Below are 14302 nucleotides of genomic sequence, written 5' to 3'. Positions count from 1 at the left end.
TTTCTAGTTTAAGACACTTTTTTTATGAGTAAACGTTTGGAATTAAATCAATTTAGATAACCACGTTTTTAAATCGTAAAAATTCTGAGGTGCAACTCCATGTCCTACAGGATATTCATGGTATTCGTGTTTAATGTTTAAACCTTTTAATATTCCAGGGGTTTTTCTAGCCCAATCTACAGGAATTACTTGATCCACACTACCGTGAGAACAGAAGAAATTTAGATGTTTATAATCTTCTAAATTATTATTTTTAGGTAATAATTCGGTGTTAATATATCCGCTTAAAGCGATAATATTATTTACTTTTTCTGGATATGTTAACGCTACTGCATAACTTAAAATACTACCTTGACTAAATCCTAACAGTGTAACATTGTCTTTATTAACTGGATAACTGTCTACAGCTTCATCTATAAATTTTGAAATTAAATCTCGAGATGTACGTGCTTGGTCGTCATCGCTCCATTTACCATTTTCTTCATCAAAATTAATGGCATACCATGCATTGCCATAAGGTTGCATAGCAAAAGGAGCGCGTACAGAAAGGACGAATAATTCTTCAGGTAATTCTGATGCAAATGAAAACAAATCGTTTTCGTCGCTACCATACCCATGAAACATGATTAATAATGGTGCATTTTCCTTCAGCGTTGAAGGTCTTGTAATATGATATAAACTTAAGTCTTTCATTTATCTAACGTTTTTAAACCATTCTTGAAAATGTTCTCCTACATAGGGAACCAGTTTTGCCTCACCTTTAATAACATGAAAAAAGGCATAGAACCAACAGAATGCAGTAGCCATCCAGCACAGTGTACCAACCCAGCTGTTTAAATATTCTTCAATTAAGTTTGATACTAATAACATAATTAGTAACCCTAACATTTGTCTGATATGAAAAGTCGTAAACGGATTACGTTTTTCAAGATTCATTATTACGGCTATAATTAATCCGATAAAAGTTAAATAACATACAATAGCTAAAGTTTTACCTTCTTGGACAGTTTGGTTTATCATTAATTTTGATTTAAAATAAGTTGATTATTATTTAAAATACCATAGGTTTTTCCTTTTAATGTAGCACCTTCAAAAATGGCATTTTTAGATAGAGACAGCATATGTTCTCTTTCAAAAGTGTATTTAGAATCTGGATTAAACAGCGTTATATTCGCAGAATTTCCAATGTTTATAGGATTGTTTTCTGCTCCAAACCGTAGTTTTCCTTTAGTTAAAATATCTATTGTTTTCTTTAACGAAAATAGGGTTTGTAATGCACCAAATGCACTTTCTAAACCAATAGTTCCGTAGGCAGCATAATCGAATTCTACTTTCTTTTCTTCAATATTAAACGGATTATGGTCGCTGGTTACCATATCTATAGTACCATCTTTTACTCCCTCTATTAAAGCTTCTATATCTGTTTTAGTACGTAACGGAGGTAAGACTTTAAAATGCGTATTGAAGTCGTCTAAAACACTGTCGTCAAAAAATAAATTATGAATTGTTACACTACAGCTAATATCTAATTTTTTAGATTTAGCTTCGCGAATTAATTGTACAGATTTGGCAGTAGATATGGTAGGAATATGAAGTTTTCCTCCAGTATATTCTAATAAAAATATATCGCGTGCAATTTGTAATTCTTCCGCTAAAGCAGGAATTCCTTTTAAACCTAAAGTTGTACTTGTAATGTGTTCGTTCATGACACCTTTACCAGCAATTTTATTGTCCTGAGGAAACGAACATACCAAGCCGTCAAAATTACTTGCATATTGCAAAGCAATTTTCATTAAGTTGGTGTTTTCAATGGGTTTCATATAATCGTAAAATGCCACGGCACCAGCGCTTTTCATGTCGTATAATTCGGCTAAATCTACACCTTTACTTTCGCGAGTTAAGGCACCAATAGGTAACAATTTTACTGCATTATTAAAAGATTTACTCGTTACAAAAGTAATGTTGCTATTGGTATCGATTACAGGGTGACTATTTGCATTTAAAGCAACGGTTGTAAACCCTGAATAAGCTGCCGTTTTTAAACCATTTGTAATAGTATCACGTTCTTCTAAACCCGGCTCACCAAAACTTACACTACTATCAAACCAGCCTTGAGAGACATGCAGATTGTCTAGTGTAATTTCATCGTATTTATTTGGGTTTTCTAAAGATTTTCCGATGTTGGAAATACTGCCTTTTTCTACTAAAATATCGAGAGTTTGGTTATGAAACTCACTTTTAGTATCAATAATAGTCGCAGATTTTATAAGTACGTTCATTTAAAAAATTTTAAGATGAGCATTTCAATAATCAAAAAGGCTAATGCAAAAATAGTAAACCATTTCCATAGCTCATTAATTTTTGTATTACTTTTTAAAGTGTCGAAAAGACTCGGTATGGAATCGCTGATAGTTACATTTTTAAGGGGTGAAAGGTCTTGATACATCAAATCACTTTCGGATCTATTATAATTATAACTGATATTTTTAATGGGTTTTAACTTGTTTTCAATTGAAAATATTCCTGAGGTTTCTGGTCTGTCTGTTGTAATAACGCTAACCTTATTATTGAAATACTGTTGCTGTGGAATAAATTGTTCTTGTTCGTTTTTTATTGAAATAATATCGTCTTGATTTAAAGATATATCAATATCAAATGTATTTTGTGTTCCTATAGTGTAATAGAGTTTTGGATGCTGTAAACTCTGTACTGCCATTTTATAAAAAGTAGGTACAATTAACGCCCAGCTTTTAAAATTTGAGCCTTCAGAATTTATAGGTGATGAAAATAAAAATACATTTGAAAATTGTGATAAAAAGGATTTTCCATCTTCAAAACTCAGTGCAGAACTGCCCGAATTTCCAGTCAAATTAAAATGTTGATTCACTTTTGGATATTGAAAATTTTGAACTTGTTTTTCAAATACATCATCTTGGTAAATAGGATGCGAATAATTAATCATTGTAATACGTTTATCAGATTGGACGAGTTGCCCCAATTTACTATTGTAGTTAAGTAGTAAACTATTATAAGCGTTAATATTCGATTCTTCCGATGGAATAATTATTAAAGTACCGCCTTGGTCTGTAAACGATTTTAGCGTATGTATTAAAGTAATAGGAATGTCTTTTAATGCGTTTAAAACAATGGTATTCTGATTTTCAATGATGTTATAATCTAATTGATTTGCAGACACAGAGGTGAATATAAACTCGTCTTCAGTATAAATTTTTCTTAAAAAAGTATCGTCATTATCCGAAATACTTAGCACATTAATTTTTGATGGTGTATTGATATTAAAATACAATGTATTGTCGAATTGCAACGCGGCATCTTCAATACTAAAGGTTCCGTTAATAATATCCTGACTAGGAATTGTGAATAGTACTTCTGCTTTATCTGTAATAGAAACTGCCGATTTAGCAATGAGTTTGTTGTTGTTATGTAAAGCTATGGAAAGATTATCTACAGCCTGACCAGAGTTTTTTAGAGTAAGTGTTAATTCGGTTTGTGTTGGATTTACTTTAGAAATATATACACTGTCTAAAGCGATATTGTTGGTGTTGGCAGGTTTTAGTTTAACAAGGTTTACTTGTATTAAAGAATCTTTTTCAATCGAAAACGGAGTTTCTTGTTCTTGAAAATCTGAAATAAACACAAGTTGTTTATGTGCATCCGAATTCGAATTAAACAACGATCTACTTTTTAAAACCGCAGCATTATAAGATAACGGATTAGACGTATATGGCAGTTGTAGTAGCTCGTTTTTAATAGCTTTAATAGTAGTGTTTTTAAAAACGGCATCGTGCGTAACTATAGATATGTTTTTTTCAAAATCGATTTCAGAAATTAAATCTTGAACAGCGCGTTTTAAAAGTTCTCCTTGAGCACCTTTTTGTTGTAAACTAAAAGAATTATCTAAAAAAACAACAGTTTCTTGAGGTGCGTCTTGGATGTTTTTCTTGGTAGTAAATGGCTGAGCAAAGGCTAAAATTATACACCCTAAAAGTAATAAACGAGTTAACAGTGTAAGCCATTTTTTTATTTGAGAACTTTTACGAGTTTGCTGAGATACTGTTTTTAAAATAGCAACATTGGTAAAGGCTTCTTTCTTAAAACGACGTAACTGAAATAAGTGAATAATTATTGGAATGAGTAATAAAAATAGAGTGTAAAGAAGTTCGGGGTGTTTAAACTGCATTCCTAAAATATGTTTGTCAAAGATAAGAATTGCATGCAGATTTAATAATAAAATTTTAAAAATTGGTTAAAATATTAAATCGGTTTATAATCTATTGGAATTCTTTTAACATAATCTTATATTCATTTTTTGTAACAGATTGTAAATTTGAAGTACAAATAGAAAACCAAAAATTAATTCATGAGAAATCAATTTCTAGCCTTGGCATTTACAAGTGTTGTACTTGTAGGTTGTGGCTCTACCAAAACCGTTTCTAAAGATGATTCGGCATCAACTACACCTATTGCAACATCTATTAATTTAACAAAAGTTGTAAACGACAAAGCTCCTGTAACTATAAACCCTGGTCGATTTACTCAAGACACAGTAACATATAGATTGCCACGTGTTATTCAAGGTACCTATTCTGTTAGTGATTTTGGAAAATATGTAGATAATTTTAAAGCCTTCGATTATAATGGTGAAGAAATCGCTACAACTAAATTAGACGTTAACTCTTGGAGCATAGCTAATGCTACAAATTTAGATTATATTACTTATAATGTTAACGATACGTTTGATATTGAGGAAGAAGGCGGAATAGGAGGCGAGCAACCTTTTTCTCCAGCAGGTACCAATATAGAACCTGATAATTATGTATTGAATTTACATGGATTTATTGGTTATTTCGATTCTTTAAAAAACAATCAATATACTTTAGATGTTACGGCTCCAGAACGTTTTAAACGTACATCTGCTTTACAAAATGTAAAAGAAACTAAAAGTGAAGATGGCAAAGTTATTACAACAAGTTATGTAGCTCCCCGTTACTTCGATATTACAGATAACCCAATGATGTATGGCGATCTAGACGTTGAAGAGTTTCAAGTTGGTGATATTAAAATTGTTTTAAGTGTATACTCTCCTACAAAAGCTCACAATGCTAAAAGATTACGTCAGACTATGGAGAAAATGATGCAAGCGCAAAAAACATATTTAGGCGATATTAATACAACACCACGATACGATATCTATTTATATTTAGCTGGAGAAGGTGAAGATCAACCTAAAGGTTTTGGTGCTTTAGAGCATAATACTTCTACAGTAGTGGTGCTTCAAGAGTCTTCATCAGAAGAAGATTTAGACGAAAGTATGATAGATGTAGTGTCTCACGAATTCTTTCATATTGTAACGCCATTAAGTGTACACTCTGCAGATGTTCATTATTTCGATTACAATCAACCTACATTTTCTAAGCATTTATGGATGTACGAAGGGGTTACTGAATACTTTGCAACCTTGTTTCAAGTAAATCAAGATTTAGTTACAGAAGATAAATTCTATTCTACAATCATGGATAAGATTAACTTATCTATGCGTATGGATGATAGCATGAGTTTTACTAAAATGAGTGAAAATGTTATCGACGAACCGTATGCTTCTAACTATTATAATGTGTATCAAAAAGGTGCTTTAATAGGCATGTGTCTAGATATTATTATGCGTGAAGAAAGTAATAATCAGCGTGGCGTTTTATCTTTAATGAAAGAATTATCGACTAAGTACGGAATTAATAAACCATTCGACGACGATACCATTATAGATGAAATTACAACGATGACGTATCCTGCTGTTGGCGAATTTTTAAAGACTCATGTAGAAGGAACAACTCCAATAGATTATAACATGTATTTTGAAAAAGTGGGATTAATGGAGGCTGAAGCTAAAGTAGAAACAAATATTTTACTTAATAATGGAAATTTAATTTTAGGCGGAGATCCTATTCAGAAAACAATATTTTTCAGTGATTTAGTTTTAGATAACAGTTTCTGGAAAGATAATGGTGTGCTACCTAACGATGTTATTAAACGTGTAAATGGTGAAGAGATGACCATTTTAAATGCAAACGATATGCTACAAAAATTAATAGCTATTCAGCCTGGTCAAGATATAGAAGTTGTTTTAGATAGAGATGGAGAAGAAGTTATAGTTAAAACTAAATTAACTAAAACCTATACTACAGGAAAGGTGTTACAATTAAATCCTGAAGCGACAGCAAAACAAAACGAGTTGCGTAAAGCTTGGTTAAAAGGATAAATTATTGATTTATGAGATACTAAAAGCGTATCTTTTATACATCATAAATCATGTAAAATAAGGTTCAGATTATTCTGAACCTTATTTTTTAAGGGATAATGTTTTTAGAACGTTCTAGTAGTAAGTTTAAATCGTTTTCTTCATTTAAAGATGCTTTCCCAACGTTTATAATCATTTTAGCATGTTTATTTATAGCGTGTTTGTGAGCTTCTTTTTTGGCGAATTTATCAATAGTGATTAAAGCATCCATTAATTTTAGAATGACAGACGTACACCCAGCAGAATATTGACGAATCTGATTAAAGGATGAATCTAGAAAGTCTTCAAATGTTAAATTTTCTGTTATTATTCTTAAGTGATTATCATCATCTAATCTGTAGTTCGAAGGAAATGTAACTTGCGAAAGTCTACACATCGTAGCAGTTAAATTATCTATACATGTAATTGCAGTAAATGGATCATTAACTCCGGGCGATAATGCTCTCGATGCAATTTCAACCATTTGTAAAATTGAAAACTCAAGATCCTGTTGTGCATTCTTAGTTTTTCCAAATACAAATTGATCTGTAATATCTTCAAGTTGTTCTTCACTTATAGTTTCATTCGTAAATAACTGACCAATTTCAAGGCCCTCAACCATATGGTCACCAGGTTTAAAGTCTAAAACAAGCAATCCGTTTAACTCACTTATTGTCTCTAAAAGTGCCTCATTATCTATATATTGTGCATATCCGTTTGTATTCGATTTTATACTTTTTTTAATCTTGTACTTCGACTTTATAAAATCGGCATTTATCGTGTATTTATCATCCAGTTCATCACCCATCTTCTCAGGGTATAATGTTTTAAATTGTTTAGAGATGATTGCAGAAATATCCGAAATCACTTTATCTGCCTGAATACTAGTTGCGATTTGATGTATAAATACAATGAGCAAAATAATATTTACAAAAGCAGCAATTATGGCCACAAGTATAGATAAAGATGGCATGAACGTATATCCGTCGGTTTCTTTAATGGCATTTAATACAAATAGGCAATATAAGTATGTTGAAACATACGAGCCTAATACAACCTGATTGAGCCTGACGTACATAAAATTACGAATTAGCCTTGGACCAAATTGCGTAGAAGCCAATGTTAGTGCCACCAATGTTATTGAAAAAACGGTTCCCGCAACACCTATCATAGCCCCAGAAATAGTAGATAGAATACTACGTGCAGAATCGGCACTGTTAACAAAAAAGAAACGAGCAAGACCCTCTTTTGGTAAACTAATAACTTGATCTAATGATACGAGACCGATGGATATAAGAATGGTTATTAAGATAATCAAAACAGGAATAAACCAAAATGTGGATTTCAATTTTTTAAGAAAGAATATTATTTTTTTCATAATTGGAATTTGTATTGAGCGTAATTACTATCATTTAAATCCGATAAAAAGGATGACTACAAATTAAGTGCTTAAGAAAAACTCATTGACTGAAGATACTATAATTAGAATATGCTTCAAAATAGGTTATAATGAATTACTCGAGTACAGATTGTACAATATTGTGAATTTCTACTGATAGTTTTAATCTAAATCAATTATAAACGTGTGCAATCACATTTACAGAAAACATTAAATGTCCTATTAATTATTTTCTAGGATGAAATTTTTCGACCACCTCGGTTAAGTGTTTCTTATCTAAATGCACATAAATTTCGGTTGTGGTAATACTCTCATGGCCTAATAGCAATTGTATAGACCTTAAGTCGGCATTATTCTGTAGTAAGTGTGTCGCAAATGAATGTCTAAAGGTATGCGGTGATATTTTTTTATTTAAATCAATTTTTACTGCTAATTGTTTTATAATGGTAAAAATCATGGCACGCGTAAGTTGTCTTCCACGCCGATTTAAAAATACAGTGTCTTCATGTCCGGGTTGAATATTTAAATGAGGTCTTATCTGTTCTAAATAAATGGTTATATATTTTATAGTAGATGCAACAATAGGTACAAAACGTTGTTTATCACCTTTACCTGTTACATTAATAAAACCTTCATCGAAATACAAGTCAGAAATTTTTAAGTTGGTTAATTCACTTACACGTAGGCCACAACTATATAAAGTTTCTAACATTGCTCGGTTTCGTTCGCCTTCGTTCGTCGATAAATCTATGGCACCTATTAATTGGTCTATGTCTTCTTCGCTTAAAGTATCTGGTAATTTTCTACCTATTTTAGGAGATTCAATTAACTCTAAAGGATTGTCTGCTCTATAATCTTCAAAAATAAGATAATCGAAAAAACTGCGTAAGCCTGAGATTAAACGTGCTTGAGATCGGGTGTTTAATGATTTAGCCGCTTCATAAATAAATTGCTGAATAACTTCAGAAGAAATTAAAATAGGAGAGATGCTAATGTTTTGAGTTTCTAAAAATAAAATAAGCTTCTTAACATCTAAAGTATAACTGCTTACCGAATTTGACGATAATCCGCGTTCAATTTTTAAAAATAAACCGTAATCTTTTAAAGCATTTTCCCATTTCATTGTTTAAAAATAGAATAAATAGCACAACTGTTGATTATTAATCTCATAATTTTATTGCAGTTTATCGATAATTTCGTACTTTAATCGTCCCAAATTTATTAATTAACACTTACATGTCATGAAAAGAACTATTTTCAATGCAATTCTTTTGCTGTTTATTGTTTTTAATATTAACGCACAACCATTGGCTTTCGATAATGCAACATTCAGTTTTGATGAATGGAAAACCAGAGCAGTGCCCGGTATATTTGGAGGCACAAATGTTCAAGATGGTATAAATGTAGGTCTCAGTTTATCGACACCTGTAAATAGTGCTAATAAAGTAGTCCCGTTTGGTTTTATGTTAGATGCCAATTATTTACATCAAACACGTAGAATTATGGCCTTCGGATTCGCTACTGGATATGGTTCGTATTTTGGAGAGGATAATAACGATCATTGGGGACCTATAAATAAGGAAGCCGAATTTAGATATATTCCTGTTGCTGGAGCAGTACGATACGCTTTAGAAAATGGTATAGTTTTTGGCGGCGATTTAGGCTATGCTTTTGGACTTCATAGTAATTGGGATGGTGGATTATATATAAGACCAATATTTGGTTTTAATATATCCGAGATCACACAACTAAATGTCTCTTATACAAGTATTTCTAAAAGTTGGACATGGTCTGCCGTAAATATTGGCTGTACTTTTAATTTAAATAAATAACTGATTATCAGACAAGCATTATCGATAGGGTTTAAAAAATGAATAAAAAATAGCTATTTATTTAAAATACACTATTTTTGTTGCGTTAATGACATTTAATGAACCTAATAATTTTAAATGTTTAATTATTAATCGATAAATTATTTATTATGAAAAAAATTTACTTTGCTGCTGTGTTTACAGTACTAATGTCTTTAGGTGCAGTTGCACAAACTGTAGTGCGTACAACTACTACTAGCAATCAACAAACTGTTTACAGAGCGTTACCAAACGGTCATGATGGATTAAATGTTGGAGCAAGCTTTATGCTACCAATCGCAGATTTATCAGATTACTCATCTGCAGGTGTGGCTTTAGATATTAATTATTTATATCCAATCGCGCCTATGTTAAATATGGGTATTGCTTCTGGTTATGCTGTTGTTTTTGGAGATGATTATCAAGGACCTATTTTTGAATACGAGGGAGAAGACTTTCAATATATTCCAGTTTCTGTAGCAACACGTTATGTACCTACCGAAAAAGTTGAGTTTGGAGCAGATTTAGGATATGCTATTGGGGTAAGCAATGGTTTTGATGGTGGATTTTACTACAGACCAGTTATCGCTTTTAACTTAACAGAAATGGTGCAATTAAACTTTTCTTATACAGGAGTTAACAATAACAATAGTTGGGTAACTTGGTCTACATTAAACTTTGGTGTAATGTTCAACTTGAACTAAGAATAACCGTATTACAATATATTTTGAAGAGCGATTTTTACAATCGCTCTTTTTTTATGCCTTAAAGTTTTATACTTTTACTTTATGAAGAAAATTTTAATAATAAATGGTCCTAATTTAAATTTATTAGGAAAACGAGAACCTGCTATTTATGGTAGTTTAACGTTTACAGAATTTTTTGAAACTGTTAAAGAACGCTATAAAACGGTAGAGTTATCTTATTTTCAATCGAATGTAGAGGGCGAAATTATAGATAAAATGCACGAAGTGGGGTTTAGTTTTGATGGTATTGTATTAAACGCTGCGGCATATACACATACGTCTGTAGCTATAGGTGACGCTGTTAAAGCTATAGAAACTCCAGTCGTAGAAGTGCATATTTCGAATACATTTTCTAGAGAAGAATTTAGACATCAATCTTTTATTTCACCAAATGCTAAAGGTGTAATTCTTGGTTTTGGTTTACAAAGTTACGAATTGGCCATCACCAGTTTTTTATAACATACAAGCATATCGTATATATTAAAAAAGAGCACTTTATTGGTGCTCTTTTTTCGTTTTATTAGTAATCTAAACTTATAACCATTCTACTTTGCTTTCAATAGAGCTAGGAGTACGTTCTGGTGCAGCTGTATCGTAATAACCTAAATAGAAAAAACCTAAACATTTTTCATTAGGTTTTAAGTCGAAAAATTCGTCCATAGTCGAAATTAATCCTGGAGAACTCCAATAGGCACCAAGTCCTAAATGTGTAGCAGTAAGCCACATATTTTGCACCGCCATGGCTGTAGCCGCCACTTCTTCCCATTCAGGTATGCTTTCGTCTAGATCTCTTTCCATGCAAATGGCAATAATAGCACCTGCATTTTTAGTGTTTCTTTGAATTTTGTTATACTTAAATTCTGAAAACTTATCCGCGGTCGCTTTAAATTTCTCCGATAAAAATACACCTAACTCTATTTTAGATTCTCCTTGTAAAACTTTAAATCGCCAAGGTTCTGTACGTTTATGTGTTGGTGCCCAATTAGCAGCTTCTAAAAGTTGTTTAATTAGGTCTTCAGAAATAGGGGTAGAGTTATATTGATCTGGAAAAACTGAGCGTCTGTTTTTTATTAGGTCTTTTAATTCCATGAATGTTCTTTTTTTTCAAAAGTAAGAATAGAGTGGCTTATAATTACATTTTTTGATAAAATATCATATAAAAAGAAAAATCTGAATCCCCCTTTTAATACAATTTAGGTTGTGGGATTTTAAAAGTTTTGGTCATTAATTTAGGGTTTATATAACGTTTTTTCTCTTTGAGATGCTTTTAAGATTAGTCCTGATTTACGTTCGTTTTTTAGAAATTATTACAAAGGAGTTAACAATTTATTTGATAGAGTTGACCAATAATTCTATTAATTCCGATTGATTTTTGGAAGAAAGAATAATCTTGTTAATATGCTGTTAAGCCCTATTGTCAGTTGATTCATGGCCTTTAGATTTGTCTCAATAATCAATAAAAAATCAATAAAAATCATGAAAAAATTAATTGTATTTACAGGAGTATTATTATTTACATTAACATCGGTTTATGCGCAATCAGATTCTAAAGCCGTTCAATTTGGTGCTAAAGCAGGAGTTAATATTTCTAAGCTTAGTGGAGATGATTTTAATGATGTAGATTCAAGAACTAGTTTTAATGCCGGTGTACTTGCCGAAATTCCTATTTCAGAACGTTTCTCTTTTCAACCTGAGGTTTTTTACTCTGGTCAAGGCTTTGATGTCTTAGAAATAGATCAGGATAATATTTTCGATACAGATCAGAACTTAGAGTATCAATTAGATTATATTCAAGTACCACTATTACTAAAAGCGTATTTAGTTAAAGGATTAAGTGTAGAAGTGGGTCCACAATTTGGATTTAAAGTACATGAAGAATTTGACTCAGAACCAAATTCTGATGCTGGTGATTTTGAAATCGATACTGATGATTCTTATGTTAAAGATTTCGATACGAGTTTAGCGTTTGGTACATCTTATAAATTTGATGGTGGTTTATTTTTAAGTGCACGATACACTTTAGGATTAACCAATATATTTGAAGACGATACTGTTTTTGAAAATGTAGATGGTAAAAATGATGTTTGGCAGTTTGGAGTAGGTTATATGTTCTAAACCCCAATTCTGATAACATATTAAAGGTCTCAGATAAGTTCTGAGACCTTTTTTTATGCTTTAAAGTTTTCTAATTGATTACGTTTATGAGATTAAGCGCCATTGTAGTGTTTATGCAAAAATGGTAATTAGTCTATAAAAGAAAAAATCTAGGTTTCTTAAACCTCTAAATTAGATTATGAGCGATTGTAATTTTTTATGTTCTCGACTCCACTCGAACACCATAGAAAATATGGGATTTTCACTATTTAAAATACAATCTAGAAGAGTTGTTAAAAGATTAAATTTTAAGAATTTAAACGGCATTAGAGCGAAGTCGAAAATCACCATGATAACAACTTTTGAGAATGATTCCATTTATGTACAAATGTAAATAGCACAAAAAAAGGAGATTCAAATTGAATCTCCTTAATATATTGTAATAAAATTTGAGTTTTATTAGATGTGAATTACTTCGTCATAAGCCGCTGCAACAGCTTCCATTACCGCTTCACTCATTGTTGGGTGAGGGTGAATCGTTTTTAAAACTTCATGACCTGTAGTTTCAAGTTTTCTACCTAAAACAGCTTCAGCAATCATATCGGTAACACCAGCACCAATCATGTGGCATCCTAACCATTCGCCATATTTAGCATCGAAAATTACTTTTACAAAACCATCTTTGTTTCCTGCAGCACTTGCTTTACCAGAAGCAGAGAATGGGAATTTACCAATTTTTAATTCGTAACCTTTTTCTTTAGCTTGCTTTTCTGTTAAACCAACACTTGCAATCTCTGGAGATGCATAAGTACAACCAGGGATGTTTCCGTAGTCGATTGGTTCAACGTGCATTCCTGCAATTTTTTCAACACATAAAATTCCTTCAGCAGAAGCTACGTGAGCTAAAGCTTGCCCAGGAGTAACATCTCCAATTGCGTAATATCCAGGAACATTAGTTTGGTAGAAATCGTTTACTAAAATCTTATCGCGATCAACAGCAATTCCAACATCTTCTAATCCGATGTTTTCAATGTTTGTTTTAATTCCAACGGCAGAAAGAATAATATCAGCTTCAAGAACTTCTTCACCTTTAGCCGTTTTAACTGTGGCTTTAACACCTTCCCCAGATGTATCGATAGTTGTTACTTCTGCAGATGTCATAACTTTGATTCCGATTTTTTTGAAAGAACGCTCTAATTGTTTAGAAACGTCTTCATCTTCAACAGGTACTACGTTTGGTAAATATTCAACAATAGTAACATCTGTACCCATAGAGTTGTAGAAGTAAGCAAATTCAACTCCAATTGCTCCAGAACCTACAACAATCATTTTCTTAGGTTGTTCAGGTAATGTCATTGCTTCACGGTAACCAATTACTTTTTTACCGTCTTGAGGTAAATTAGGTAATTCACGAGAACGTGCTCCAGTAGCAACAATAATATGATCTGCACTGTATTCAGTACCATCAACATCAATTTTCTTACCAGTTTTTAAAGTACCGTAACCTTCAATAACATCAATTTTATTTTTTTTCATTAAAAATTGAATACCCTTGCTCATTCCATCAGCAACACCACGGCTACGTTTTACAACAGCACCAAAGTCTTTATCAAATTCTTTAACAGATAAACCGTAGTCGTCTGCATGTTTTAAATATTCGAATACCTGCGCTGATTTTAAAAGGGCCTTGGTAGGAATACATCCCCAATTAAGACAAACACCACCTAAGTTTTCTTTTTCTACTATAGCAGTTTTAAACCCTAATTGAGACGCTCTAATAGCGGTTACGTAGCCTCCAGGACCACTTCCAAGAACAATAATATCGTATTTACTCATGATTAATTCTTTAAATCGTTTACAGCTACGAATTTACGAAACCTATTTCAAATAATAAATTTAGAGCGTATAAAAAATCTAT

Annotated in this window: 13 protein-coding genes; 5 read left to right on the top strand and 8 right to left on the bottom strand. The window is 31.8% G+C overall.

Features of this window, described 5'->3' with window-relative positions:
• Nucleotides 1–42: 42 nt before the first annotated feature.
• From BN863_RS08685 to BN863_RS08670, 4 genes are read right to left on the bottom strand one after another with little or no spacing between them, the layout of a single operon-like run.
• The gene (locus tag BN863_RS08685; RefSeq protein WP_038529643.1) at nucleotides 43–693 is read right to left on the bottom strand and encodes an alpha/beta hydrolase; all 651 of its coding nucleotides are present in this window, start codon (nucleotides 691–693) and stop codon (nucleotides 43–45) included.
• Entirely contained in the window at nucleotides 694–1020 is a 327-nt protein-coding gene (locus tag BN863_RS08680; protein ID WP_038529641.1) for a hypothetical protein, read from the bottom strand.
• A complete protein-coding gene (locus tag BN863_RS08675) occupies nucleotides 1020–2279 on the bottom strand; it encodes a dihydroorotase (protein WP_038529639.1) in 1260 nt (419 codons plus the stop codon). The genes BN863_RS08680 and BN863_RS08675 overlap by 1 nt, the downstream gene beginning before the upstream one ends.
• Nucleotides 2276–4201, bottom strand: coding sequence for a BatA domain-containing protein (locus tag BN863_RS08670; protein WP_038529637.1), 1926 nt, complete (start codon nucleotides 4199–4201; stop codon nucleotides 2276–2278). Before BN863_RS08670 ends, BN863_RS08675 begins: the two co-directional genes overlap by 4 nt.
• A gap of 180 nt (nucleotides 4202–4381) precedes the next feature.
• On the opposite strand from BN863_RS08670, the gene BN863_RS08665 reads away from it, so the two are divergent.
• Complete coding sequence (locus BN863_RS08665) at nucleotides 4382–6277, top strand: M61 family metallopeptidase (RefSeq protein ID WP_038529635.1); 1896 nt, start codon at nucleotides 4382–4384, stop codon at nucleotides 6275–6277.
• Between the two features lie 88 nt (nucleotides 6278–6365).
• Here the strand turns inward: BN863_RS08665 and BN863_RS08660 are convergent, their stop codons facing one another.
• The gene (locus BN863_RS08660; RefSeq protein ID WP_038529633.1) at nucleotides 6366–7673 is read right to left on the bottom strand and encodes a DUF2254 domain-containing protein; all 1308 of its coding nucleotides are present in this window, start codon (nucleotides 7671–7673) and stop codon (nucleotides 6366–6368) included.
• A gap of 247 nt (nucleotides 7674–7920) precedes the next feature.
• The gene (gene xerD / locus BN863_RS08655) at nucleotides 7921–8817 is read right to left on the bottom strand and encodes a site-specific tyrosine recombinase XerD (RefSeq protein WP_038529632.1); all 897 of its coding nucleotides are present in this window, start codon (nucleotides 8815–8817) and stop codon (nucleotides 7921–7923) included.
• A 118-nt stretch (nucleotides 8818–8935) separates the two neighbouring features.
• Here xerD and BN863_RS18010 point away from each other — a divergent pair, with 118 nt between their 5' ends.
• The 3 genes from BN863_RS18010 (at nucleotide 8936) to aroQ (ending at nucleotide 10749) form a co-directional block, all read left to right on the top strand.
• Nucleotides 8936–9526 (top strand): hypothetical protein, encoded by a 591-nt coding sequence (locus BN863_RS18010; protein ID WP_051774632.1) that lies wholly within the window; start codon nucleotides 8936–8938, stop codon nucleotides 9524–9526.
• A gap of 149 nt (nucleotides 9527–9675) precedes the next feature.
• The gene (locus BN863_RS18005; protein WP_051774629.1) at nucleotides 9676–10248 is read left to right on the top strand and encodes a hypothetical protein; all 573 of its coding nucleotides are present in this window, start codon (nucleotides 9676–9678) and stop codon (nucleotides 10246–10248) included.
• An 84-nt stretch (nucleotides 10249–10332) separates the two neighbouring features.
• Nucleotides 10333–10749 carry a type II 3-dehydroquinate dehydratase gene (gene aroQ, locus BN863_RS08640; RefSeq protein ID WP_038529631.1) on the top strand — a complete coding sequence of 139 codons (417 nt, stop codon included), beginning with the start codon at nucleotides 10333–10335 and terminating at the stop codon, nucleotides 10747–10749.
• 75 nt (nucleotides 10750–10824) lie between these two features.
• Here aroQ and BN863_RS08635 read toward each other — a convergent pair whose 3' ends face one another.
• Nucleotides 10825–11379, bottom strand: coding sequence for a nitroreductase family protein (locus BN863_RS08635; protein WP_038529629.1), 555 nt, complete (start codon nucleotides 11377–11379; stop codon nucleotides 10825–10827).
• A 387-nt stretch (nucleotides 11380–11766) separates the two neighbouring features.
• On the opposite strand from BN863_RS08635, the gene BN863_RS08630 reads away from it, so the two are divergent.
• On the top strand, nucleotides 11767–12405 hold the full coding sequence (locus tag BN863_RS08630; protein WP_038529627.1) for a porin family protein: 639 nt from the start codon (nucleotides 11767–11769) through the stop codon (nucleotides 12403–12405).
• Between the two features lie 438 nt (nucleotides 12406–12843).
• Here BN863_RS08630 and lpdA read toward each other — a convergent pair whose 3' ends face one another.
• The gene (lpdA, locus tag BN863_RS08620; protein WP_038529623.1) at nucleotides 12844–14220 is read right to left on the bottom strand and encodes a dihydrolipoyl dehydrogenase; all 1377 of its coding nucleotides are present in this window, start codon (nucleotides 14218–14220) and stop codon (nucleotides 12844–12846) included.
• Between the last annotated feature and the right edge of the window lie 82 nt (nucleotides 14221–14302).

This window comes from Formosa agariphila KMM 3901 (genome assembly GCF_000723205.1).
GTDB lineage: Bacteria > Bacteroidota > Bacteroidia > Flavobacteriales > Flavobacteriaceae > Formosa > Formosa agariphila.
Note: the sequence above shows the minus strand (reverse complement) of the source record. Positions and strands in the feature narration are given on the sequence as shown.